This window comes from Pseudomonas sp. FP1740, from assembly GCF_030687165.1.
In the GTDB taxonomy this organism is placed as follows: Bacteria; Pseudomonadota; Gammaproteobacteria; order Pseudomonadales; family Pseudomonadaceae; genus Aquipseudomonas.
In genome coordinates this window covers 929,048-952,871 of the sequence record NZ_CP117461.1, presented here as the reverse complement: position 1 = coordinate 952,871, position 23,824 = coordinate 929,048, and the positions used below count along the sequence as shown (strand labels likewise).

Sequence of the window (23,824 nt, the reverse complement as noted above, 5' to 3'; positions counted from 1 at the left end):
AGCGGCCTTGGTTTGTCGGGTGTTACTGCGCGCCCTGCTTGTCGATCAGCGCGGCGAGCATTTCATACTCCTCGCCCGTCAGATCGGTCAGCGGTGCACGCACCGGGCCTGCGTCATAGCCTGCGATTTTTGCCCCGGCCTTGACGATGCTCACCGCGTAACCGGCCTTGCGGTTGCGGATATCCAGGTACGGCAGGAAGAAGTCGTCGATGATCTTGCCGACGGTGGCGTGATCTTCGCGAGCAATGGCGTGGTAGAAATCCATCGCGGTTTTCGGGATGAAGTTGAACACCGCCGAGGAGTAAACCGGTACGCCCAAAGCCTTGTAGGCCGCGGCGTAGACTTCAGCGGTCGGCAAGCCGCCCAGGTAGCTGAAACGATCGCCGAGGCGGCGACGGATCGACACCATCAGCTCGATATCGCCCAGGCCATCCTTGTAGCCGATCAGGTTCGGGCAGCGCTCGGCCAGTCGTTCCAGCAGCGGCGCGGTCAGGCGGCAAACGTTGCGGTTGTAGACCACCACACCGATTTTTACCGATTTGCACACGGCTTCAACGTGGGCGGCAACGCCGTCCTGGCTGGCTTCGGTCAGGTAGTGCGGCAGCAGCAACAGGCCTTTGGCGCCCAGGCGCTCGGCTTCCTGAGCGTACTCGATAGCCTGGCGGGTCGAACCGCCGACACCGGCAAGAATTGGCACGCTGCTGGCGCAGGTGTCGACGGCTGTCTTGATGATTTCCGAATATTCGCTGGCCGCCAGAGAGAAGAACTCACCGGTACCGCCTGCGGCGAACAACGCCGAGGCGCCGTATGGGGCCAGCCACTCGAGACGCTTGATGTAGCCCGCGCGATGGAAGTCGCCCTGGGCATTGAAGTCGGTGACCGGGAACGACAGCAAGCCGGAAGAGAGGATGGACTTCAGTTCTTGTGGATTCATTATTCGAACACCCTGGGTAGCAACGTTGTGTGAGAAAACCGTTCAGCCTTCGCTGAAGTTGTAGGTCATCGTACAACTTAAAATACAACCGTCAACTGCATTTCATCGCTGGGTGGGTATTTTTGTCAGACAGCATTGTTGTTTAAAGGGGTGAAAGGGGCGCCTTTCAAGCTCAGGAGAGAGATACGTTGTCGGAAGAGTACCTCGGGGATTTTTCACTCAACGCCCCGGAATCATTGCCTTCGCGCAGTGTTGAACCTTGAAATGCCTGGTCATGATCGGGTTCGGCAGATCACCGATGCGCCCGGTAAAGTGCGACGACTGCCGCGAAGGATCGCGGCAGATCTTTCAAGGAGAGCGATTCAACATGAGTTTTGCTATTGCACACCTTCCGCAGTTCCCGGAGCACTCAGCCGATCAGGCAACCATCCAGCTATCGACCCTAAGTGAAGACTTGATCGTCCGCGTGCCGGACCCGAACGATATTCCGCCGAACTGGGATGTCTACCCGATCCTCGGCATAAATACGGAAGAGCCTGACTGGGAGGGCCTCGCAGAGCCTACCGGCGCCTGGGATGACGCCAGTGACGACATGGTAAAACTGACGGGAATTGAACTGCGAATCCCCAAAACAGAGCTGGAAAAGTACCTGAACACAGAAGTGCAATTGCGCTACAAATTCGCGGATGAGTCGAGTCTGGAGCCGTGCTCTGAGCCCCTGATACTGTTTATCGAAGCCTGACCCTCATCGCGCCTGATCGTTTACCGGTCAGGTGCTTTTTTGTGTAGTACGATTTCCTGCCATGCACTGCTCAACCCTGCGCCTGCGCCTCTTCATGGGCCTGGCGCAGCCGCTCACGGCTATTCGTCAAATGCAAACGCATAGCTGCCCGCGCCGCATCGGAATCCTGCCGGGCAATCGCATCGTAAATCTCTTCGTGTTCACGGCTCAGGCGACTCATGTAGTGCTGCTGGTCGTCATGGGCCAGGCGCGCGGAGTTGAGGCGTGTGCGCGGAATGATACTGGTGCCTAGATGGGTCATGATGTCGGTGAAGTAGCGATTGCCGGTGGCCAGGGCGATTTGCAGGTGGAACTGGAAGTCCGACGCCACGGCATCGCCGGCGTGGGCGGCACTTTCGTTTAGGGCGTCCAGCGCCTCACGCATCGCCGCTAACTGCTCCGGGCTGCGACGTTGCGCGGCAAGGCCGGCGGACTCCACTTCCAGGCTGATGCGCAGCTCCAGAATCGCCAATACGTCGCGCAAGGTCACCACGGTCGCCGGGTCGATGCGAAAACCGCTCGGGCTCGGGGTGTCGAGCACGAAGGTGCCGATGCCGTGACGGGTTTCCACTTGCCCTGCGGCCTGCAAACGGGAAATCGCTTCACGCACTACGGTGCGGCTGACGCCATGGGCATTCATGATCGCCGACTCGGTGGGCAACTTGTCGCCACGCTTGAGCTGACCGTCGCGGATCTGCTCGGACAACACCGTGACCAATTCCTGTGCGAGGCTGCGGCGCTTGCGAGGGAGGCGAGGTGCGTCGATCGGGTTTTCCATGGTGAACGTCTGTCTCGAAAAAACGGCTGAAACCGCATCATAGCGCATGCGGGTTGTACGATCACCGTTGACCTGTGGGAGCGTGGCATGCCACGCTCCCACAGGTTCAGGCGGTCACGGCCTGGTCCACCAGGTGACCATTCTCGATGCGCACATGCCGTGGATGGAAACGTTTCAGGCTGCTGCGATGGCCGACGCTGACAATGCTCAGCCCCGGCAATTCATCGATCAACGCCTGATACAACGACGCTTCATCCTCTTCATCCATCGCCGAGGTGGCTTCGTCCATGTACAGCCATTGCGGCGCATACAACAGCGCACGGGCGAAGGCCAGGCGTTGCTGCTCACCCGGCGAGAGCATGCGCTGCCAGTGGTTGGCTTCATCCAGACGCGAAACCAGGTGCGGCAAGCGGCAGGTTTCCAGCACGTGAACATAACGCTCGTGCGGGTAAGTGTCGCCCGGTTGTGGATAACTCAACGCCTCACGCAGGCTGCCAATCGGCAGATAGGGTTTTTGCGGCAGGAACAGATAACGCGCCGTCGGCAGGCGAATGCTGCCGTGGCCGGCTGGCCAAAGGTGCCCCATCGCTCGCAGCAAGGTCGACTTGCCGCTGCCGGAACGACCGCTGAGCATGACGCGCTCGCCCTCCTCCACGGTCATGTCGGCGTTGGTCAGCAAGTGACGACCATCCGCCAGGTCGAGACCAAGGTTATGCACCCGTAGCGCCGAGCCCTGATTCTGCACGTCGATAGCCGGCGCGCGCTCTTCGTTGTCGGTCATGGCCTGACGGAAACTCAGTAGACGATCGCAAGTGGCACGCCACTCGGCAAGGTCCTGGTACGCGCTGATGAACCAGCTGAAGTTCTCCTGCACGTTGCCGAATGCCGAATTGATTTGCATCAGCTCACCGAGTTCGATCTTGCCGGCGAAATAGCGCGGCGCAGCGACCATGAACGGGAAAATGATTGCAATCTGGGCATAACCGGAGGTGAAGAAGGTCAGGCGCTTGGACACTTTCATGATGTCCCAGAAGTTGTGCCAGACCAGGCCGAAGCGACTGCTCAGACGACGGTTCTCGTTGGGTTCGCCGTTGTACAGCGCAATGCTCTCCGCATTTTCGCGGACCCGCACCATGGAGAAACGCAAGTCGGCTTCGAAACGTTGCTGGTTGTTGTTGAGGCTGATCAAGCGACGACCGATCACATGCGTCAGCCAGCTGCCGACGGCGGCGTAAACCAGTGCGCACCAGAACATGTAGCCGGGAATCGTGAAGCCAAACACTTCGATGCTGCCCGACACGCCCCACAAAATGATCGAAAACGACACCAGGCTGACGATGTTCCGTATCAGCCCAAGGCCCAGGCCCAAGGTGTTGGTGGTGAACTTATTGAGGTCTTCGGAAATCCGCTGGTCCGGGTTATCGGTGTAACCGCCCTGCTCCAGCTGATAGTAATTCTTGCTGCCAAGCCAGCGGGCGAAGTGCTTTTCGGTGAGCCAGGCTCGCCAGCGAATGGTCAGCATCTGAGTCAGATAAAGCCGATACACCGCGCCAAGAATCGCCACGGCGGCGATGCCGCAGAAATACAGAATCAGCTGCCAGAAGGCTGCTTCGTCCTTCTTTTGCAGGGCGTTATAGAAGTCTTTGTACCAACTGTTGATCCACACCGAAATCGCCACGCTGAACAATGACAGCGCGATCACGGCGATCAACAGCGTCCAGGCCTTGCCCTTCTCTTCGCTGCGCCAGTAAGGCGTGGTCATCGCCCAGACTTTGCGAAAAAACTGCCCGCGCACAGCATCGTTGACCGCGGAATATTCAGCGTTCTGATTCATGGATAAGGCTCGATAAAGAAAAGAACACACACGAACCGATGATAGATGATCGGCTCGTGTGATCGCGAGGGCTGGCGATAACCGTTCAGCGCTCGTTCAGCGACGGACCGGGCGCTTCTGCAGTTTGCGCTGCAGCGTGCGGCGGTGCATGCCCAGGGCACGGGCGGTGGCGGAGATGTTGCCTTCGTGCTCGGTCAGGACGCGCTGGATGTGTTCCCACTGGAGACGGTCCACGGACATCGGGTTTTCCGGCACCAGGCTGTCGAGGTCGGCATGCTCGGAGAGCAACGCGGCCAGCACGTCATCGGCGTCCGCCGGTTTGCACAGGTAATTGCAGGCGCCACGCTTGATCGCCTCGACGGCGGTGGCAATGCTCGAATAACCGGTGAGGATCACCACGCGCATGTCCGGGTCGAGTTCGAGCAGCTTGGGCAGTAACACCAGGCCCGAATCACCGTCCATTTTCAGGTCCAGCGCGGCGTAATCCGGGATATCGGCCTGGGCGATGGTCAGGCCTTCTTCGGCGGAACCGGCGGTGCTGACGCGAAAACCACGGCGGGCCATGGCGCGGGCCATCACGCGGGTGAAGGTTGCATCGTCGTCTACCAGCAGCAAATGCGGCAGTTCTTCGCCTTCAACTTGGATCTCGTCACTCATGTTCGTCTCCTCGGGCGACACGGGGCAGGCGCAGCTCGGTGAGCGTGCCGCCTTCCTCATGACTGTAGAGTTTCACTGAGCCGCCGGCGCGTGTCACGCTGGCCTTGCTCAAAAACAGGCCCAGGCCGAAACCTTTGCCCTTGGTGGTAAAAAACGGTTTGCCGATCTGCTCGGCGATAGCCAGTGGCACACCGGCGCCATGGTCGCGAATGCTGATGGTCAGGTCTTCGGCGGTCCAGTCCAGGGTCACTTGCAAGCCTTCAGGGCAGGCATCGGCGGCGTTGTTCAGCAGGTTCAACAGCGCTTGAGTCAAATCCGGCGGCGGCGCCATGCGCGGCACCGTGCCCTGGCCCAGACGCTGGAAGCGATAACTGGCCTCAGGACGCATCAGGTGCCAGCGGTTGAGCGCTTCGTCGAGCCAGTCGGTGACATCCTGCATCTCCACCGCCATACGACGGTTGGCCTCGGCGGCGCGCACCAGTTGCTGCAAGGTTTCCTTGCACAACTTGACCTGATCCTGCAAAACCTTCAGATCGTCCTGCAACATCGGGTCGGGGTGATCCTGCTGCATCTCTTTGAGCAACACGCTCATGGTCGCCAGCGGCGTACCCAATTCATGGGCGGCACCGGCAGCCTGAGTCGCGACGGCCAGCAATTGCTGATCGCGCAGGCCCTCTTCGCGGCGGATCGCGCGCAGCTCTTCCTGACGACGCAGCTCTTCAGCCATGCGGGCGGCAAAGAAGGTGATGACGGCGGCGGCCAAGGCAAAACTCAACCACATGCCGTAGATCTGCAGGTTTTCCCGGGCGATGGGGAAGGTTTCCAGCGGGTAGAACCGCGCCAGCAACAAGGTGTACAGCGCCAGGGCGATGCCGGACAGAATCACCGAATAGCGCCACGGCAGCGTCACGGCGGCGATGGTCAGCGGCACCAGGTAATAAGAGACGAACGGGTTGGTCGAGCCACCGGAAAAATACAGCAAGGCACTGTGGATAAACAGGTCGCAGGCCAGTTGCAGGGCGTATTCAAGCTCGGTGACCGGCCACGAAGTGCGCAGGCGCACGGCGGTGAACACACACAACAGCGTCGAACAGCCCAGGGTCATCGCCAGTGGCACCCACGGCAACGGCAGCAGTTGGAGCCAGTAGGCCAGGCCCACGGAGCCGGCCTGGGCGGCGAGCACCAGAATCCGGATGAAAGTCAGCCGCCAGAGGTTCTGGCGAGTGGCGGAAGTCAATTGTACGGGGGCGAGCATGAGCTCTCCTGATGAGCGCTCCAGGCGGATCGCACGGAGTATAACCAAGCCGCGGGCCTGAGAGGCGAAAGTGCGGCAAACGACCACAGTTGCGGCTCATGGATTTATAAGTGAATGCTTCGCCGATGAGCCCCTGTGGCGAGGGAGCTTGCTCACGTCGGCCTGCGAAGCGGACCCCAACCATTCAACCGGGTGAAACTGGCAAACCACGCATACCGACTTTGCGACTGCTTCGCAGCCGAGCGTGAGCAAGCTCCCTCGCCACAAAAGCCCGGCACCGGTTGAGACTGTATAGAAGTTGTAACTGTGCGAAACGGACCATTGAAGCTAGAGTCTGATGGTTTCACGCAGGTTCGGACCCTAACCCCTGCGCATCGTCCAAGGAGCTTTTCATGCACACATTGCGCCGCAGCGCCGCCCTTCTTGCCTTAAGCGTTGGCACCGCCGCCAGCCTCCCGGCCCTGGCCGTCGACGAGTTGCATTACAACCAGATCTCCCTGCGCGCCGAAGTCAGCCAGGAAGTGGCCCGCGACCTGATGATCGTGACCCTCTACACCGAAGAACAAAACACCGATCCGGCCAAACTCGCCGCCGACGTCAGCACCACCATGAACAAGGCGCTGGCCCAGGCCAAACAGGTCAAGGACATTACCCTGCGTCAGGGCAGCCGCAACAGCTACCCGATCTACGACACCAAGGGCCAGAAAATCACCGGCTGGCGTGAACGCGCCGAACTGCGCCTGGAAAGCTCGGACTTCGCCGCCCTGTCCAAACTCACTGGCGAACTGCTCACCGACCTGAAAATGGGCGGCATGGACTTCGCCATCGCGACGCCAACCCGCAAAGCCAGCGAAGACGCCCTGCTCAAAGAAGCCGTGACCGCCTTCAAGTCCCGCGCCCAACTGGCCACCGACGCCCTGGGTGGCAAGAGCTACAAAATCGTCAACCTGAACCTCAACAGCAACGGTTATCCACAACCGTACATGCGCGGGCCGATGATGATGAAAGCCGCCAGCATGGATTCGGCACCGGTGACGCCAGAAGTTGAAGCCGGCACCAGCCAGGTCAGCATGACGGCGGATGGGGCGATTGAAGTGTTGATGCCTTGATCTGGTGGTGGATCAGTCAGTTTAGTAGTGACTGATCCGTCGCCTTCGCGAGCAAGCCCGCTCCCACAGTTGATTTGTGTCGTACGCCGAATCGGTGAACGACGATGAACCTCTGTGGGAGCGGGCTTGCTCGCGAAGAACGATAACGCGGTCTAACTGACTGAACGCCTGCTTATCCCTGCGGATCGACCTTGTCCAACGCACGACTCACCGACAACTTGGTAAATGTCAGTGAATGCCTATGCTGATTGAGCATCAGCTCTGGACAGATTTATGGGAAGCTCTGATGGCATCAATCGCCTCTTGAGTGAGCGTCATAACAGTCGTTGTGGTTACTTCAATCCGACTGATGATGTCTGCTCTCGGACCTTGCTTCCAATCAGTACTTGAGTAAAAAAGATCTTGAGAGGCTTGGCGATGATTCTCGCTCTCGTAGGAGCGAATTAAGTGATAGCTGTCATCGTCATGCAAAGAGCCGCCATAAGAAACAACATCCATACCCGCCTTTAAGTGAAGCGGAACACTTACTTCCCGCATTATTCGATGGAAATCCAATCCTGATCCCGGTTTCAAGGTGTACATCAGGATTTCAACAATTCGAGTCATTCCAAATCTTCCCTGTGGGATTTCAGTTCCTGCCTAAGGATATGTGCTGGCTGATCTGCCGCCTTCGCGGGCAAGCCTCGCCCCGATCAACTATGCCCAGATAGAGGGGTCCCCCTCAAAAAACGATATTTCCACCCTCCCCACCAACAACGCTACCCTCAGGAAAACATCGCCGCAAAGCCCTCGGGGACTCCATGGAAAGAACCACCGTCAAACCATTCCTGCTCGCACTCGCCCTCGCCACATCCGCACCATTGGCCCAAGCTGCCACCACCCTGGTCTACTGCTCCGAAGCCAGCCCCGCCGGCTTCGACCCCAGCCAATACACCAGCGGCACCGACTTCGATGCCTCGGCCGAAACCGTCTTCAACCGCCTCACCCAATTCAAACGCGGCGGCACCGAAGTCGAGCCCGGCCTGGCAACAAAATGGGACGTGTCCGAAGACGGCCTCGCCTACACCTTCCACCTGCGCGACGGCGTGAAGTTCCACACCACCGACTACTTCACCCCCACCCGCGACTTCAATGCCGACGATGTGCTGTTCACCTTCCAGCGCCTGCTCGACCCGGACAACGCCTTCCGCAAAGCCTACCCCGCCGAGTCGCCGTACTTCACCGACATGGGCCTGAACACCACGATCAAAAGCATCGACAAAATCGACGACCACACCGTGCGCTTCAGCCTGAACAACGTCGACGCCGCGTTCGTGCAAAACCTCGCCATGAGCTTCGCCTCGGTGCAGTCCGCCGAATACGCCGCCCAATTGCTGAAAGAAGGCAAAGCCGCCGACCTCAACCAGAAACCGGTCGGCACCGGCCCGTTCGTGTTCAAGCGCTACCAAAAGGACTCGCAAATCCGCTACGCCGCCAACAAGGCCTACTGGAAACCCGAGGACGTGAAACTCGACAACCTGATTTTCTCGATCACCCCGGACGCCGCCGTGCGTTTGCAGAAGCTCAAGGCCGGCGAGTGCCAGGTCAGCGGCTACCCGCGCCCGGCGGACATTGAAGTGATGGAAAAAGACCCGAACCTGACCGTACTCAAGCAGGCTGGCTTCAACCTCGGCTTTCTCGCCTACAACGTGACCCACCCACCACTGGACCAGCTCAAGGTGCGTCAGGCGCTGGACATGGCCATCGACAAGCCGGCGATCATCAAGGCTGTCTACCAGAGTGCCGGGCAACTGGCGCAGAACGCCCTGCCACCGGCGCAATGGTCGTATGACCCGACCATCAAGGACGCGCCCCACGACCCGACCAAAGCGAAAGCGCTACTGAAAGAAGCGGGGGTTGCACCCGGCACCACAATCAATCTGTGGGCCATGACCGTACAGCGCGCCTCCAACCCCAATGCGCGGATGTCGGCACAGATGATCCAGCAGGATTGGGAGAAAGTCGGGATCAAGGCCAACATCGTCAGCTATGAATGGGGCGAATACATCAAGCGCGCCAAGAATGGCGAACATGACGCGATGATCTACGGCTGGACCGGCGACAATGGTGACCCGGACAACTGGCTCGGCGTGCTCTACAGCTGCGCTGCGGTGAAAGGTAGCAACTACGCCAAATGGTGCGACCCGGCCTACGACAAACTGGTGCAGCAAGCCAAGGTGTCCACGGACAAACAGCAGCGGGTCAAACTGTACCAACAGGCACAGCAAATCCTTAAGCAACAAGTACCTATCACACCGATTGCCAACTCGACGGTGTTTCAGCCGCTGCGCAAGGAAGTCACCGACTTCAAGATCAGCCCGTTCGGCCTCACACCGTTCTATGGCGTGGGTATAAATAAGTAACACCAGGCTCCAACCGGGTGCGTCACACGCCCCGGTTGCTCCTTCTCGGTGCACGTTTTGCACCGTAAAAAACCTGCGCAAACGGTCAAATGCGTCAGCTTTTACACATATGCGACATTAAGGTACGTTCGTGCCACTCTTTAGGACTTGTGGCCATTCAGGATCTTGCATTGGGTACGGCCCCTGCATAAGTATCCGCAGGTCGACTCACGAGGTCGTCCTCTAATTCCAAAAATGACAACAAATCATGAGGCCACCATGCTTAAACACGCGGTCATTCCGTTTTTAGTCGGCGCAAGCCTGTTAGCCAGCGCACCTTTCGCCCAAGCGGCGTCTAACCTGGTGTTCTGCTCCGAAGGAAGCCCGGCCGGTTTCGACCCAGGTCAGTACACCACCGGAACCGACTTCGACGCCTCTGCAGAAACCATGTTCAACCGCCTGACCCAGTTCGAGCGCGGCGGCACCGCCGTGATTCCTGGCCTGGCGACCAAGTGGGACATCTCCGATGACGGCCTGACTTACACCTTCCACCTGCGTGAAGGCGTCAAGTTCCACACCACCCCGTATTTCAAGCCGACTCGTGAGTTCAACGCCGACGACGTGCTGTTCACCTTCAATCGCATGATTAACAAGGACGACCCGTTCCGTAAGGCGTACCCGACCGAATTCCCGTACTTCACCGACATGGGGATGGATACCAACATCACCAAGATCGATAAAGTCGACGACCACACCGTCAAGTTCACCCTCAAAGATGTAGACGCCGCGTTCATCCAGAACATGGCCATGAGCTTCGCCTCGATCCAGTCCGCCGAGTACGCCGCCCAGCTGCTCAAGGAAGGCAAGGCCGCCGACATCAACCAGAAGCCGATCGGCACCGGCCCGTTCGTGTTCAAGAGCTACCAGAAAGACTCCAACATCCGCTACACCGGGAACAAGGATTACTGGAAGCCCGATGACGTGAAGATCGACAACCTGATCTTCGCCATCACCACCGACCCGTCGGTACGTATCCAGAAGCTGAAGAAGAACGAGTGCCAGATCACCCTGTTCCCGCGTCCAGCCGACCTGAAGGCGCTCAAAGAAGATAAAGCTTTGAAGATGCCTGAGCAGGCCGGTTTCAACCTGGGCTATATCGCCTACAACGTGATGGACAAGGTCAAGGGCAGCAACGAGCCGAACCCGCTGGCCGATCTGCGCGTTCGTCAGGCGCTGGACATGGCCGTCAACAAGCCGCAGATCATCGACTCGGTTTATCAGGGCGCAGGCCAACTGGCCGTCAACGCCATGCCGCCGACTCAATGGTCCTACGACACCACCATCAAGGATGCCAAGTACGATCCTGAGAAAGCCAAGCAACTGCTCAAGGAAGCCGGCGTCAAGGAAGGCACCGAAATCGTTCTGTGGGCGATGCCGGTACAGCGTCCGTACAACCCGAACGCCAAGCTGATGGCTGAAATGCTGCAGTCCGACTGGAAGAAGATCGGCCTGAACGTCAAGATCACCAGCTATGAATGGGGCGAGTACATCAAACGCTCCAAAGGCGGCGAGAACCAGGCGATGATCATCGGTTGGAGCGGCGACAATGGTGACCCGGACAACTGGCTCAACGTGCTGTTCGGCTGCGACTCGCTGAGTGGCAACAACTTCTCCAAATGGTGCGACAAGAAATTCGACGGCCTCGTCAAGGAAGCCAAACGCACCACCGATCAGGCCAAGCGCACCGAACTGTACAAACAGGCGCAACACGTCCTCAAAGATGCTGTTCCAATGACACCTATCGCTCACTCGACGGTGTTCCAACCCATGCGCGCCGACGTGCAGGACTTCAAGATTAGCCCATTTGGCTTGAACTCCTTCTACGGCGTCAGCGTCAGCAAATAAGAAAAAGCAGCGGCGACGTTTTCAGCGTTACCGCTGCTTTTTTCTGCCGAGAAGTTAGGAATTTGCCTACATCCAAATCCGCTGTCTGACGCAGCCAGGGGTTAGGACGCGTTGCCTTTTCCTACGAGTCTTTAGGACTCAGCGCATTTACTGCCAGACCCACGGCACCTACCGTCGGGTTCTGACCAGTGACTGCGTGGGCTATCGGTTTGCTGCCCGTATTGGTTTGAGCTCAATGCCGCCACAACGTCCACGGACGGGATCGCGGCGCATTGAATAACACTAAAAAAAGAGGGAGCGTCATGCGCCATTCCTTGGTTTTATCCGCATTGCTGGGCACCGGCCTGCTGGCCGCCACTTCGATCAGCCAGGCCGCCAATAACAGCCTGGTGTTCTGCTCCGAAGGCAGCCCCGCCGGTTTCGACACCGCGCAGTACACCACTGCGACCGATAACGACGCCGCCGAGCCGCTGTACAACCGTTTGGCAGAGTTTGAAAAAGGCGCCACCAATGTCGTGCCAGGCCTGGCAACCCGCTGGGATATTTCCGAGGACGGCCTCAAATACACGTTTCATCTGCGCGAGGGGGTGAAATTTCACACGACCAAATACTTCACGCCGACCCGCGATTTCAACGCCGATGACGTGCTGTTCACATTCAATCGCATGCTCGATCCACAGCACCCCTTCCGTAAGGCTTACCCGACCGAGTTCCCGTATTTCAACGGGATGAGCCTGAACAAGAACATCGCCAAGGTCGAAAAGACCGGGCCACTGACCGTGGTGATGACGCTCAATAGCGTTGACGCCGCGTTCATCCAGAACATCGCCATGAGCTTCGCCGCCATTCTGTCCGCCGAGTACGCCGACAAACTGCTGGCCGAAGGCAAACCGAGCGAGATCAACCAGAAGCCGATCGGCACCGGGCCGTTCGTGTTCAAGAGCTACCAGAAAGATTCCAACATCCGTTACAGCGGCAACAAGCAGTATTGGGACCCAAGCCGGGTCAAACTCGACAACCTGATTTTCGCCATCAACACCGACGCTTCGGTGCGCGTGCAGAAGCTCAAGGCCAACGAATGCCAGATCACCCTGCACCCGCGCCCCGCCGACGTGACCGCACTGAAAAATGACCCGAAACTGAAGCTGATCGAGAAACCCGGCTTCAACCTCGGTTACATCGCCTATAACGTTCGGCACAAGCCTTTCGACCAGCTCGAAGTGCGCCAGGCGCTGGACATGGCGGTGAACAAGCAAGGCATTCTCAACGCCGTCTACCAAGGCGCCGGTCAACTGGCGGTCAACGCCATGCCCCCGACCCAGTGGTCCTACGACGACACCGTCAAAGACGCCGCCTACAACCCGGAAAAAGCCAAGGAACTGCTCAAGGCTGCCGGCGTGAAGGAAGGCACCGAAATCACCCTCTGGGCCATGCCGGTCCAGCGCCCGTACAACCCCAACGCCAAACTGATGGCCGAAATGCTCCAGGCGGATTGGGCGAAGATCGGCCTCAAGGTCAAGATCGTCAGCTACGAATGGGGCGAGTACATCAAGCGCACCAAGAACGGCGAGCACGACATCAGCCTGATTGGCTGGACCGGTGACAATGGCGACCCGGACAACTGGCTCGGCACGCTGTACAGCTGCGATGCCATCGGCGGCAACAACTACTCCATGTGGTGTGATCCGGCTTACGACAAGCTGATCAAGCAGGCCAAGGTCGTCACCGACCGCGACCAGCGCACCGTGCTCTACAAACAGGCGCAGCAGTACCTCAAGCAGCAGGTACCGATCACGCCGGTCGCCCACTCGACGGTCAACCAGCCGTTGAGCGCCAAAGTCGAAGGGTTCAAGGTCAGCCCCTTCGGTCGCAACGTGTTCTCGGGCGTCAGTATCGACCAATAACCAATTAGCCAGAAACGCTGGGGGGCGGATTCCGCCCTCACGCAAGCGTATTGCCGTAATTCGTCAAATCGGCCTGCAGCAAACGTTTGCGAAGCCTGAATGAGTTCTAAACCAAATAGCCGGATCACCAAAAAAGACCGGCATTAAAAAAGAAAGAAAGGAGCTTCACACATGAAACTGAGCAGCACCGCGTTATTGGCCTTGGCCATCAGCAGCGTGACCGCCACGGCTTACGCAGAATCCCAGAGCCAGGCGTTCACCCCGGTTACCGTGAATGAGAAAAGTGCTCAGAGTGAAGCCACTGGCTTCGTCGAAGGGCAGTCGATCACCGGTAGCACGCGTAACTGGTATGCCAACGAGCAACTGAAACGTGGCGGCACGTTCAGCTACAAGAAAGACGGTGTATCAACCCCGACTGATCGTCGTATCAACTGGGTTCAGGGCACCATCCTCAAGTACAACTCCGGCTTCACTCAAGGCACCGTAGGTTTCAGCACCGAAGTGGCGGCCTACAACGCCATCGCTCTGGATCGTGATCGCAAGGATCTGGCGTCCAACAACGGCGGCGCACCGGGAACCCGTCCTGGCGCGGGCAACAACCGTACCCTGACCGAAGAAGGTGGCGACGCCGTCGGCCAGTGGAGCAAACTGGGCCTGGCCAACGTCAAGGCCCGTGTCTCCAACACTACCCTGACCGCTGGTCGCATGAACTTCAGCAGCCCGATGGTCGATGTCATCGGTAACCGTGCGCTGCCTTCGAGCTTCGAAGGTGTGGCCATCCACAGCGAAGAGCTGAACAACCTGGTTTTCGACCTGGCCACCTTCGATCGCAACTCTCCGCGTACCGAAGAAAGCCAGCGTAAATTCCGCACCGAATACGCCAACGGCATCGTTGAAACCGATCACATCTACACCGGCGGTATCACCTACACCCCATTCGCCAGCCTGACCACCAGCCTCTGGGCGACCCAGGCCGAAGACATCTGGAACCAGTACTACTTCGGCGCCAGTCATGTGCTGGGCGACAGCCAGGTCCTGAGCCTGACCACCGGCCTGAACTACTACAAAACCCAGGAAGAAGGTAAAGCCCTCATAGGCAAAATCGACAACGACACCTACTCCCTGTCGTTCGGCCTGACCCACCAGGCCCACAGCCTGACCTTCTCCTACCAGGAAGTGAACGGTAACGAGTACTTCGACTACCTGCACGAAACCAACGGCATCTACCTGGCCAACTCCCTGCTGTCGGACTTCAACGGCCCGAACGAGAAGTCCTTCCAGATTGCCTACGGTCTGAACATGGCCGAATACGGCGTGCCAGGTCTGAAGTTCAACATCTACCAGGCACGTGGCTGGGGCATCGACGGTACTCACTACACCGGCAATGAAGGCGTAGCAGGCAAGGGTTACGACGGTATCCAGGCCCAGGATGGCGAAACCCATTACGAATACGGTATCGGTGCGACCTACGCCCTGCAGAGCGGCCCGCTGAAGGCCACCACTGTTCGCGCAACCTACACCGCGCACCGTGCCAGCGAAAACCAGGCGGATGGCAGCATCAACGAGTTCCGTCTCGTGACCACCATCCCTTTCAACATTTTGTAAAACGCACGCCGGCGGCTGACTCATGACGAGTCGGCCGTTCGGTATTTTCCTGTTCAACCGATTGCAGAGGGTCCTTGATGAAAATGCTTCCCCTACGAGCGGCCATCGCTGCCGCATTGCTGAGTGTCGCTGTTGGCGTCTCGGCCAAACCCTTGGTGGTCTGTACCGAAGCCAGTCCGGAAGGCTTCGATATGGCCCAGTACACGACTGCAGTCACAGGCGATGCAGTGTCCGAAACCATATTCAATCGCCTGATAGGCTTCAAACCTGGCACCACCGAAATGATTCCCTCGCTGGCCGACTCCTGGGACATCAGCGAAGACGGCCTGACCTACACGTTCCACCTGCGCAAAGGCGTCAAGTTTCACACCACCGATTACTTCAAGCCGACCCGCGACATGAATGCCGACGACGTGGTCTGGAGCTTCCAGCGTCAGCTGGACCCGAATCACCCATGGCACAAGCTGTCGAGCGTGGGCTTCCCGTACTTTGAGAGCATGGGCTTCAAGGAACTGCTCAAACGCGTAGAGAAAGTCGACGACAACACGGTCAAGTTCACCCTGACCCGCCGCGAAGCGCCGTTCCTGGCCGACATCGCCATGGCCTTCTCCTCGATCTACTCCGCCGAGTACGCCGATCAACTGCTCAAGGCCAACAAGACCGGCGACCTGAACAACAAACCGGTCGGCACCGGCCCGTTCATATTCCAACGTTACGCCAAGGACGCCCAGGTTCGCTTCAAGGCCAACCCGGAGTATTTCCTCGGTAAGCCACCGGCTGATTCGCTGATCCTGGCGATCGCCACCGACAACAACGTACGCCAGCAAAAACTCAAGGCCAACGAGTGCCAGATCGCTCTATATCCGAAACCGGATGACATCCCGAGCATCAAGAAAGACACCAACCTGAAGGTCGCGGAACTGGATGCGATGACCGTGTCCTACATCGCCATGAACACCCAGCACAAATACATGAGCGACGTGCGGGTACGCAAAGCCATCGACATCGCGTTCGACAAGGAAGCCTACGTCGCCGCGCTGTTCGGTAAAGGTAACGCCACAGTGGCGGTCAACCCGTACCCACCGACCCTGCTGGGCTACAACCATCAACTGACCAACCCGCCTCGCGACCTCGACAAGGCTCGTGCCCTGCTCAAGGAAGCCGGGGTGCCGGAGGGCACCGTGTTCACCCTGTTCACCCGTAACGGCGGCGGCCCGACCAACCCTAATCCGATGCTCGGCGCACAAATGATGCAGGCAGATCTGGCCAAGGTCGGCATCAAGGTCGATATTCGTGTCATGGAATGGGGCGAGATGCTCAAGCGCGCGAAGAACGGCGAGCACGATATGGTGTCCGCCGGTTGGGCAGGCGATAACGGCGACCCGGATAACTTCCTGACGCCTATGCTCAGTTGTGAGGCCGCCAAGAACGGCGAAAACTACGCTCGCTGGTGCAATGAAAAGTTCCAGGCGCTGATCGACGAAGCACGGGCCAAAGTGAACCCGGCTGAACGCACAGCACTCTACGAACAGGCCCAGGACGTTTTCAATCAGGACCAGCCATGGATCAGCATGGCGCACACCCGCATGTTCACTGCAATGCGCACCAACGTAGAGGGTTATCACATTAGCCCCCTCACCACTAACAACTTCGCCACCACCCAGGTGAAGTAGATAAGAAACGCCCGGCATCGCTGACCCCAGCGATGCCGGGCACGCCTAACCGGCTGATGAGGTACCACACAAGATGTTTAGTTTTATTGCCCGCCGATTGGGGTTACTGATCCCCACGTTCTTCGGCATCACCTTGTTGACTTTCGCGTTGATCCGCATGATTCCTGGCGACCCCGTGGAAGTGATGATGGGCGAACGTCGGGTCGACCCCGAAATGCATGCTCAGGCAATGGAACGCCTAGGTCTGAACAAACCGCTGTATGCCCAATACCTGGATTACATTGGCAAACTGGCCCACGGCGATCTCGGCGAATCCCTGCGTACCCGTGAAAGCGTCTGGACCGAGTTCAGCTCTCTATTCCCCGCGACCCTGGAACTGGCCTCGGCCGCCATGTTGTTCGCCGGCATCCTGGGCCTTCTGGCCGGGGTGATCGCGGCACTCAAGCGAGGGTCCCTGTTCGACCATGGGGTAATGGGTGTCTCCCTGGCGGGATACTCGATGCCGATCTTCTGGTGGGGCCTGATCCTGATCATGTTCTTCTCGGTGAGCCTGGGCTGGACCCCGGTATCCGGGCGGATCGACCTGCTCTACGACATCGAGCCACGCACCGGCTTCATGCTCATCGATACGTTGCTGGCCGATGACGTCGGAGCGTTCTTCGATGCCCTGCATCACCTGATCCTGCCAGCCATCGTGCTCGGCACCATCCCGCTGGCGGTGATTGCGCGGATGACCCGTTCGTCGATGCTCGAAGTGCTGCGTGAAGACTACATCCGCACCGCCCGCGCCAAAGGCCTGTCGCCATCGCGCGTGGTGTTCGTGCACGGTCTGCGCAATGCGCTGATTCCGGTACTGACGGTGGTCGGCCTGCAGGTCGGCACGCTGCTGGCTGGCGCGGTCCTGACCGAAACCATTTTCTCCTGGCCCGGCATCGGCAAATGGCTGATCGAAGCCATTGGCGCACGGGACTATCCCGTGGTGCAGAACGGCATCCTGTTAATCGCCTGCCTGGTGATTCTGGTCAACTTCGTAGTGGACATCCTCTACGGCTTTGCCAACCCACGCATCCGTCATCAGCGCTGAGATCAATGACCATGACCACTCTCACTACACCGGTAGCAGTCGATCAAAGCCTGCTGTATCCGTCGCCCTACAAAGAATTCTGGCAGGCCTTTTCCAGGAACAAAGGGGCCGTCGCCGGCCTGTTGTTCATGCTGCTGGTGATTTTCTGCGCGATCTTCGCCCCATGGGTCGCACCGCATAACCCGAGCGAACAGTACCGCGACTTCCTGCTGACCCCGCCCTCCTGGCTGGAAAGCGGGCATATCCAGTTCCTGCTGGGTACCGATGAACTCGGTCGTGACCTGCTGTCGCGTTTGATTCACGGCTCGCGCCTGTCCCTGCTGATCGGCTTGTCATCGGTGGTGATGTCGCTGATTCCAGGCATCCTGATGGGACTGTTCGCCGGGTTCTTCCCGCGCGTGCTCGGCCCGACCATCATGCGTCTGATGGACATCATGCTGGCCCTGCCGTCCCTGCTGCTGGCGGTGGCAATTGTCGCCATCCTCGGTCCTGGCCTGATCAACACCATTATTGCCATCGCCGTGGTTTCGTTGCCGTCCTATGTTCGTCTGACCCGCGCCGCGGTGATGGGCGAATTGAACCGCGACTACGTGACCGCCGCGCGCCTGGCCGGTGCCGGTCTGCCTCGCCTGATGTTCGTCACCGTGCTGCCCAACTGCATGGCGCCGCTGATCGTTCAGGCCACCTTGAGTTTCTCCTCGGCGATTCTCGATGCCGCGGCACTGGGCTTCCTCGGCCTTGGCGTACAACCGCCAACCCCTGAGTGGGGCACCATGCTGGCTTCGGCTCGCGACTACATCGAACGCGCCTGGTGGGTGGTGAGCTTGCCTGGTTTGACCATTTTGCTCAGCGTGCTGGCAATCAACTTGATGGGCGACGGCCTGCGCGATGCGCTGGACCCGAAACTCAAGAACGCCGCCTGAGGAGATTCAAATGTCACTGTTAGAAATCAAGAATCTCAACGTTCGCTTCGGCGACGCCAACGCCGTTCCGGTGGTCGATGGTCTCGACATTTCCGTGGAAAAGGGCGAAGTGCTGGCCATCGTCGGCGAATCGGGTTCCGGCAAGTCCGTGACCATGATGGCGCTGATGGGCCTGATCGAGCATCCGGGGATCGTCACCGCCGACGCCCTGAATTTCGACGGCAAGAACATGCTCGCGCTCAGCAACCGTCAGCGTCGGCAAATCGTCGGCAAAGACCTGGCCATGGTCTTCCAGGACCCGATGACCGCGCTGAACCCGAGCTACACCGTGGGCTTCCAGATTGAAGAAGTGCTGCGCCTGCATCTGAAAATGTCCAGGAAGGACGCTCGCAAGCGCGCCATCGAACTGCTGGAAAAAGTGGAAATCCCCGGCGCCGCCAGCCGTATGGATGCCTACCCGCATCAACTCTCCGGCGGCATGAGCCAGCGTGTTGCAATCGCCATGGCGATTGCCGGCGAACCGAAACTGCTGATCGCCGACGAACCGACCACGGCACTCGACGTAACGATTCAGGCACAGATCATGGACCTGCTGCTGGCCCTGCAGAAAGAGCAGAACATGGGCCTGGTGCTGATTACTCACGACCTCGCGGTCGTGGCCGAAACCGCCCAGCGCGTGTGCGTGATGTACGCCGGTCAAGCGGTTGAAGTCGGTCAGGTGCCACAACTGTTCGACATTCCGGCGCACCCGTACAGCGAAGCGCTGCTCAAGGCCATTCCAGAACACAGCCTGGGTGCTGCGCGCCTGTCGACGCTACCGGGCATCGTTCCCGGTCGTTACGACCGTCCGCAAGGTTGCCTGCTGTCGCCGCGCTGCCCGTACGTGCAAGACAATTGCCGCACCCAGCGTCCAGCCCTTGACCAGAAAAGCAACAGCCTCGCCCGCTGCTTCTACCCGTTGAACCAGGAGGTGGCGTAATGGCCGTCGTACTTACCGCCCGCAACCTGACCCGTCACTACGAAGTGTCCCGTGGCCTGTTCAAGGGCCATGCGACCGTGCGCGCCCTCAACGGTGTGTCGTTCGAACTGGAAGCCGGCAAGACCCTCGCTGTCGTGGGTGAGTCCGGTTGCGGCAAATCCACCCTGGCCCGTGCCCTGACGTTGATCGAAGAGCCCTCCTCCGGCTCATTGAAAATCGCCGGGCAGGAAGTCGCCGGCGCCGACAAGGCTCAGCGCAAGCAACTGCGCAAAGATGTGCAGATGGTGTTCCAGAGCCCGTACGCGTCGTTGAATCCACGGCAGAAAATCGGTGATCAACTGGCTGAACCGCTATTGATCAACACCAACCTTTCCGCCGCCGAACGTCGCGAGAAAGTCCAGGCGATGATGAAGCAGGTGGGCTTGCGTCCCGAGCACTACCAGCGCTATCCGCACATGTTCTCCGGCGGTCAGCGCCAGCGGATCGCCCTGGCCCGCGCGATGATGTTGCAGCCGAAAGTGCTGGTGGCGGACGAACCGACCTCGGCGCTGGACGTGTCGATTCAGGCGCAGGTACTCAACCTGTTCATGGATTTGCAGCAAGAGTTCAACACCGCCTACGTGTTCATCTCCCACAACCTGGCGGTGGTACGCCACGTTGCCGATCACGTGATGGTGATGTACCTCGGCCGTCCAGTGGAAATGGGCCCGAAAGAGGACATCTACACCCGTCCCCTGCACCCATACACCCAGGCGCTGTTGTCGGCGACGCCGACCATTCACCCGGATCCGGACAAGCCGAAAATCAAGATCGTCGGCGAACTGCCAAACCCGTTGAACCCGCCGTCCGGCTGCGCCTTCCACAAGCGTTGCCCGTACGCGACCGAGCGCTGTGCCATCGAAGAACCGCTCCTGCGCCTGCTCGACACACGCCAGGTGGCTTGCCACTACGCCGAGCAATTCCTGGACGGCGCGGCATAAAACTTGTGCGGGCAGGCTTGCTCACCCGCACACGAGTTGTGTTGCCTGGATCCTTGAAGCCTTGACCAATCCCTCTACTCGATTGCGCATCAGTCGAGTAGAGGGTTACTTTTATCAGCACATCGTTTTCAGTTACCGTAAGACAACAGAGCACTGACGCCATCAAACAAATACCTGCCATACCGGTGCAATCTCGCCGCACATCATCACGATAAGCTGCGTGAACATTCAGACCAGAGGAGCAAGACATTGGACAAGGAACTTCCAACCGATTTTGATCAGTATGTCGAGACGCTGACGCGTTTGAGCAAGAAAAACGGCCTGACCCTGGGGCGACTCAATGGTCAGGAGTTTGCCATCATGCTGCTTTACGTCAGCACCGCTCTGACACCTGGCAAACGTTACAACGAACGTGAAGCGACCGCAGCGCTGGATCATTGGAGAACTCAGTTCGCGCCGATGCTGCGTAGTGATGTCGTCGAGCTGCGACGCACTTTGATAGACGCCTGCTACTGGGTGCGAGACCCGGACGGTCGTGGTTACCAACTCGCCCCCCACCTGACAACCAATGCCTTGTTCATCCGGCTGATCGAAGAACGCATTGAAGCTCGTGTTGCCGAACAACTGCTGCTGGCTGCTCGCGACCGCGAAGAGCGAAAGAAAGCAGCGCTGCATGGCTGACTTGCCATTCTTTCAACAGAACGGGGGAATGCCCGAGTGAAATGGGCACTCCTCCCAGGAAAGGAAGCGTTTGTGCTCGCGCCCTATTGCACTCTGATGAACACTGCCTGTTCAGCGCCCTGCCGTTTTCTCCCGGCACTGTCCACAGAGAGATCCGCGGTCCACCGGATGAAATTGGTAAGCACCCGGGAGCTTGCCCCCCCATGTTCGGAGCTTGCCAGCACCAGATGCATATAAAGACCGGTGTCCGAGTAATGGATATCAGGCACCTCACGGGCGAAAACCCTGAGGACAGGCTGACGCATTTCGATGCCCGCGGCACAAAGCCGCGAATTGCGTGAGAGCAGATAGTTTTCGTAACTGTCGAGCAATGCCGATTGAGCAAGCGAGGTCACTGTCCTCTCGTAAAGAGCTTCGTCGCTGCATCCCGCCATATCGTCAATCGCAATCAGCTTTGCTCCTTCTTTGGCAACGTACTGCAAAAGAAAACGACCACCGCCCAGAACCTTTGACGCATGCTTCAGAAACGGCACGATCCAGGCATTTTCCTGATGAGGGCTGCTGACGATATTCACGGCTGGTTTCAGAGGTGTTTGGGTCTGTTCGCCTGTCTGCACAGACATAGGGCCACTATTATCAGAGTCCAGCCATGCAGCAGCGGCCCGCAGACTCACCTCGGCAACCTTGAAGTGCGCGGCCGACTCCATGGATAGATTGGGCATTGCGACCACCGGGCTCTGCGTCGGCAGTGCGGCACTGAAATTGAAACGTTCTCTGATCGAATCGGGAAGAGCCACCTCGTCCCCATGCAACAGTTGATGCTTTACGGCAGCATTAAAGCCATCCAGATAACCGAGAATGTTGCCCTGCTCCATCCCCAGTCGTCGCAGATAAAACAGACTCCACTGCTCAAAACCGAATTGCGGGAGCCATGTCGACTTTTCAGTCGTGAGGAAGAACCGTTCGGTGATGGAAGCAGCCAACTCGCTGTTCATCGTATCGTGAGACCAGTCAAAACCCGACCCTGTGATCCCGTACTTTTCCCGATCATTCCAGATAGGTGTCAGGGGATCGCAGTACCACACCTGAGCACGGAAGGTGTCCGGCGCAAATACCTCAATGAAATCCAGACTCTCCTGCACCGTCTCGAAGGTTTCCCCTGGAAACCCGATAATGAAGGACGCGTGAGTCGCTATGCCCACAGACCTGAATGAAGTGATGGCCTGCTCATAGTTCTTTCTGCGAGACGTCTTGCGCATCAGTGCGAGCATCTTGTCGGAGGCTGACTCGATTCCGAGAAACACTCCTTCGCACCCTGCCCGGGCCATGAGCTCAATGGTCTCAGGATCACCCTGATCAGAGCGGTAAAACGAATTCCATTTAAAGTTGTATTTGTTGTCGATCATCATCTGCATGATTTCCCGGAACCGCTGCTTGGGCACATTGAATGTGTCATCCAGGAAAGTCAGCGTATCGACGGTGCCGATTGCCTTGATCGCGTCAAGTTCACGTTCTACATCGCTGGTGGACAGATAGCGGTATTTACCAGCCCGCTGAGGAAATCCGCAGAAAGCACAGGAGTAAGGGCAGGACTTGGCCGTACGCGTTGACAGAAAACGCCCGATACCGCGAGGCTGGAATAGCGTGTAGTTGACGAAGTTTTCTTTCAGTTCGTTGTATTCCGGCTCATCCGTACCGAACACCCAGTCCTCGCCGTCCAGCACCGCCGTACGATTTAGTCCAGTCACCGAGCGGTTAGCGTTGATCGCCTCAAGCACTTGCCGAAGCGTGTCCTCACCTTCATTACTGTTGATGTAAATATCGCCGCCAAGGACACTGAGATAGTCACCCAGCATGTCGCGCTCATGGGCCTTGAACAGACCACTGATATAAGGCCCGCCGATGATGATCTGCACATCGGGCGCATGTGCTCTCACAAAGTCAACGATTTCCTGCACTGGGTGCGGCATGACATAAAGGGTCGTCGTGATGACCACGGTATTGATGACACCGGAAGCCAACTTTTGCGCCAGTACTTCTTTTTCGCTCTGAAAAAGATTCACGTAGTCAAAGGCAATACCGTGCTTTTCAAGATAGGAGCCTAACACCATCACAACGGGCCAAAGAAAATCGGCGTTGTTAAGGTTCAAGTCTGTCAGGCCTTCCATCTTGCGGGTCTTGTTAAGGACACCCAAAGCATGGCAGCGTGAGCCTTCGTAATTCACAAACGCCAAACGTAAATCGCGCTTTGCCGCAGATTGCGGCCCAAGTTGATCAAGCATCTGACAGTAATCTTCAAACGAGAAATCGTTGAAGCCGATGATCATGCACTTTTTATTTTGCACCGGTCACTCCTCCCTG

General features: G+C 58.4%; 19 protein-coding genes. 12 read left to right on the top strand and 7 right to left on the bottom strand.

Annotation, left to right across the window (positions count from 1 at the left end; translation table 11 throughout):
* Nucleotides 1-22: 22 nt before the first annotated feature.
* The gene (kdgD, locus tag PSH69_RS04080; RefSeq protein ID WP_007939720.1) at nt 23-934 is read right to left on the bottom strand and encodes a 5-dehydro-4-deoxyglucarate dehydratase; all 912 of its coding nucleotides are present in this window, start codon (nt 932-934) and stop codon (nt 23-25) included.
* A gap of 367 nt (nt 935-1,301) precedes the next feature.
* Between kdgD and PSH69_RS04075 the strand changes: the two genes are divergently transcribed.
* Nucleotides 1,302-1,676, top strand: coding sequence for a hypothetical protein (locus PSH69_RS04075; RefSeq protein ID WP_305411135.1), 375 nt, complete (start codon nt 1,302-1,304; stop codon nt 1,674-1,676).
* A 70-nt stretch (nt 1,677-1,746) separates the two neighbouring features.
* On the opposite strand, the gene PSH69_RS04070 is transcribed toward PSH69_RS04075, so the two are convergent.
* The 4 genes from PSH69_RS04070 to PSH69_RS04055 form a co-directional block, all read right to left on the bottom strand.
* A complete protein-coding gene (locus tag PSH69_RS04070; RefSeq protein WP_018929528.1) occupies nt 1,747-2,493 on the bottom strand; it encodes a FadR/GntR family transcriptional regulator in 747 nt (248 codons plus the stop codon).
* Nucleotides 2,494-2,599: 106 nt separating this feature from the next.
* Nucleotides 2,600-4,327, bottom strand: a complete 1,728-nt coding sequence (locus PSH69_RS04065) for an ABC transporter ATP-binding protein/permease (RefSeq protein WP_305411134.1) — start codon at nt 4,325-4,327, stop codon at nt 2,600-2,602.
* A gap of 96 nt (nt 4,328-4,423) precedes the next feature.
* Complete coding sequence (locus PSH69_RS04060; protein ID WP_007939714.1) at nt 4,424-4,984, bottom strand: response regulator transcription factor; 561 nt, start codon at nt 4,982-4,984, stop codon at nt 4,424-4,426.
* Nucleotides 4,977-6,239, bottom strand: coding sequence for an ATP-binding protein (locus PSH69_RS04055; protein ID WP_019582419.1), 1,263 nt, complete (start codon nt 6,237-6,239; stop codon nt 4,977-4,979). Before PSH69_RS04055 ends, PSH69_RS04060 begins: the two co-directional genes overlap by 8 nt.
* 392 nt (nt 6,240-6,631) lie before the next feature.
* Here PSH69_RS04055 and PSH69_RS04050 point away from each other — a divergent pair, with 392 nt between their 5' ends.
* Entirely contained in the window at nt 6,632-7,348 is a 717-nt protein-coding gene (locus PSH69_RS04050; protein WP_305411133.1) for an SIMPL domain-containing protein, read from the top strand.
* 255 nt (nt 7,349-7,603) lie between these two features.
* Here PSH69_RS04050 and PSH69_RS04045 read toward each other — a convergent pair whose 3' ends face one another.
* Nucleotides 7,604-7,954: an NIPSNAP family protein gene (locus PSH69_RS04045; protein WP_305411132.1), complete on the bottom strand. Its 351-nt coding sequence runs from the start codon at nt 7,952-7,954 to the stop codon at nt 7,604-7,606.
* Between the two features lie 194 nt (nt 7,955-8,148).
* Between PSH69_RS04045 and PSH69_RS04040 the strand changes: the two genes are divergently transcribed.
* From PSH69_RS04040 to PSH69_RS03995, 10 genes are all read left to right on the top strand, one after another.
* A complete protein-coding gene (locus PSH69_RS04040) occupies nt 8,149-9,750 on the top strand; it encodes an ABC transporter substrate-binding protein (RefSeq protein ID WP_305411131.1) in 1,602 nt (533 codons plus the stop codon).
* 258 nt (nt 9,751-10,008) lie between these two features.
* Nucleotides 10,009-11,634, top strand: coding sequence for an ABC transporter substrate-binding protein (locus tag PSH69_RS04035; RefSeq protein WP_305411130.1), 1,626 nt, complete (start codon nt 10,009-10,011; stop codon nt 11,632-11,634).
* Between the two features lie 302 nt (nt 11,635-11,936).
* On the top strand, nt 11,937-13,538 hold the full coding sequence (locus PSH69_RS04030) for an ABC transporter substrate-binding protein (protein ID WP_305411129.1): 1,602 nt from the start codon (nt 11,937-11,939) through the stop codon (nt 13,536-13,538).
* 171 nt (nt 13,539-13,709) lie between these two features.
* Nucleotides 13,710-15,143, top strand: coding sequence for an OprD family porin (locus PSH69_RS04025; RefSeq protein WP_305411128.1), 1,434 nt, complete (start codon nt 13,710-13,712; stop codon nt 15,141-15,143).
* Between the two features lie 77 nt (nt 15,144-15,220).
* Nucleotides 15,221-16,816, top strand: coding sequence for an ABC transporter substrate-binding protein (locus PSH69_RS04020; RefSeq protein WP_305411127.1), 1,596 nt, complete (start codon nt 15,221-15,223; stop codon nt 16,814-16,816).
* A 73-nt stretch (nt 16,817-16,889) separates the two neighbouring features.
* Nucleotides 16,890-17,900, top strand: a complete 1,011-nt coding sequence (locus tag PSH69_RS04015) for an ABC transporter permease subunit (protein ID WP_018929516.1) — start codon at nt 16,890-16,892, stop codon at nt 17,898-17,900.
* 11 nt (nt 17,901-17,911) lie between these two features.
* Nucleotides 17,912-18,823: an ABC transporter permease subunit gene (locus tag PSH69_RS04010; protein ID WP_019582425.1), complete on the top strand. Its 912-nt coding sequence runs from the start codon at nt 17,912-17,914 to the stop codon at nt 18,821-18,823.
* Nucleotides 18,824-18,833: 10 nt separating this feature from the next.
* Complete coding sequence (locus PSH69_RS04005) at nt 18,834-19,802, top strand: ABC transporter ATP-binding protein (protein ID WP_007941106.1); 969 nt, start codon at nt 18,834-18,836, stop codon at nt 19,800-19,802.
* Nucleotides 19,802-20,782 (top strand): peptide ABC transporter ATP-binding protein, encoded by a 981-nt coding sequence (locus tag PSH69_RS04000; RefSeq protein ID WP_018929514.1) that lies wholly within the window; start codon nt 19,802-19,804, stop codon nt 20,780-20,782. The genes PSH69_RS04005 and PSH69_RS04000 overlap by 1 nt, the downstream gene beginning before the upstream one ends.
* Before the next feature lie 249 nt (nt 20,783-21,031).
* Nucleotides 21,032-21,463, top strand: coding sequence for a DUF2087 domain-containing protein (locus PSH69_RS03995; protein ID WP_305411125.1), 432 nt, complete (start codon nt 21,032-21,034; stop codon nt 21,461-21,463).
* 83 nt (nt 21,464-21,546) lie between these two features.
* Here the strand turns inward: PSH69_RS03995 and PSH69_RS03990 are convergent, their stop codons facing one another.
* Nucleotides 21,547-23,808, bottom strand: a complete 2,262-nt coding sequence (locus PSH69_RS03990) for a PhpK family radical SAM P-methyltransferase (protein ID WP_305411124.1) — start codon at nt 23,806-23,808, stop codon at nt 21,547-21,549.
* Nucleotides 23,809-23,824: the final 16 nt, after the last annotated feature.

What these genes read in the sequence shown, in the direction of transcription:
- PSH69_RS04075 (WP_305411135.1), top strand. Translation starts at nt 1,302, where the DNA reads ATGAGTTTTGCTATTGCACACCTTCCGCAGTTCCCGGAGCACTCAGCC.
- PSH69_RS04065 (WP_305411134.1), bottom strand. Translation starts at nt 4,327, where the DNA reads ATGAATCAGAACGCTGAATATTCCGCGGTCAACGATGCTGTGCGCGGG.
- PSH69_RS04015 (WP_018929516.1), top strand. Translation starts at nt 16,890, where the DNA reads ATGTTTAGTTTTATTGCCCGCCGATTGGGGTTACTGATCCCCACGTTC.
- PSH69_RS04045 (WP_305411132.1), bottom strand. Translation starts at nt 7,954, where the DNA reads ATGACTCGAATTGTTGAAATCCTGATGTACACCTTGAAACCGGGATCA.
- kdgD (WP_007939720.1), bottom strand. Translation starts at nt 934, where the DNA reads ATGAATCCACAAGAACTGAAGTCCATCCTCTCTTCCGGCTTGCTGTCG.
- PSH69_RS04070 (WP_018929528.1), bottom strand. Translation starts at nt 2,493, where the DNA reads ATGGAAAACCCGATCGACGCACCTCGCCTCCCTCGCAAGCGCCGCAGC.
- PSH69_RS04030 (WP_305411129.1), top strand. Translation starts at nt 11,937, where the DNA reads ATGCGCCATTCCTTGGTTTTATCCGCATTGCTGGGCACCGGCCTGCTG.
- PSH69_RS04010 (WP_019582425.1), top strand. Translation starts at nt 17,912, where the DNA reads ATGACCACTCTCACTACACCGGTAGCAGTCGATCAAAGCCTGCTGTAT.
- PSH69_RS04000 (WP_018929514.1), top strand. Translation starts at nt 19,802, where the DNA reads ATGGCCGTCGTACTTACCGCCCGCAACCTGACCCGTCACTACGAAGTG.
- PSH69_RS04055 (WP_019582419.1), bottom strand. Translation starts at nt 6,239, where the DNA reads ATGCTCGCCCCCGTACAATTGACTTCCGCCACTCGCCAGAACCTCTGG.
- PSH69_RS04005 (WP_007941106.1), top strand. Translation starts at nt 18,834, where the DNA reads ATGTCACTGTTAGAAATCAAGAATCTCAACGTTCGCTTCGGCGACGCC.
- PSH69_RS04050 (WP_305411133.1), top strand. Translation starts at nt 6,632, where the DNA reads ATGCACACATTGCGCCGCAGCGCCGCCCTTCTTGCCTTAAGCGTTGGC.
- PSH69_RS04035 (WP_305411130.1), top strand. Translation starts at nt 10,009, where the DNA reads ATGCTTAAACACGCGGTCATTCCGTTTTTAGTCGGCGCAAGCCTGTTA.
- PSH69_RS04040 (WP_305411131.1), top strand. Translation starts at nt 8,149, where the DNA reads ATGGAAAGAACCACCGTCAAACCATTCCTGCTCGCACTCGCCCTCGCC.
- PSH69_RS04020 (WP_305411127.1), top strand. Translation starts at nt 15,221, where the DNA reads ATGAAAATGCTTCCCCTACGAGCGGCCATCGCTGCCGCATTGCTGAGT.
- PSH69_RS04025 (WP_305411128.1), top strand. Translation starts at nt 13,710, where the DNA reads ATGAAACTGAGCAGCACCGCGTTATTGGCCTTGGCCATCAGCAGCGTG.
- PSH69_RS04060 (WP_007939714.1), bottom strand. Translation starts at nt 4,984, where the DNA reads ATGAGTGACGAGATCCAAGTTGAAGGCGAAGAACTGCCGCATTTGCTG.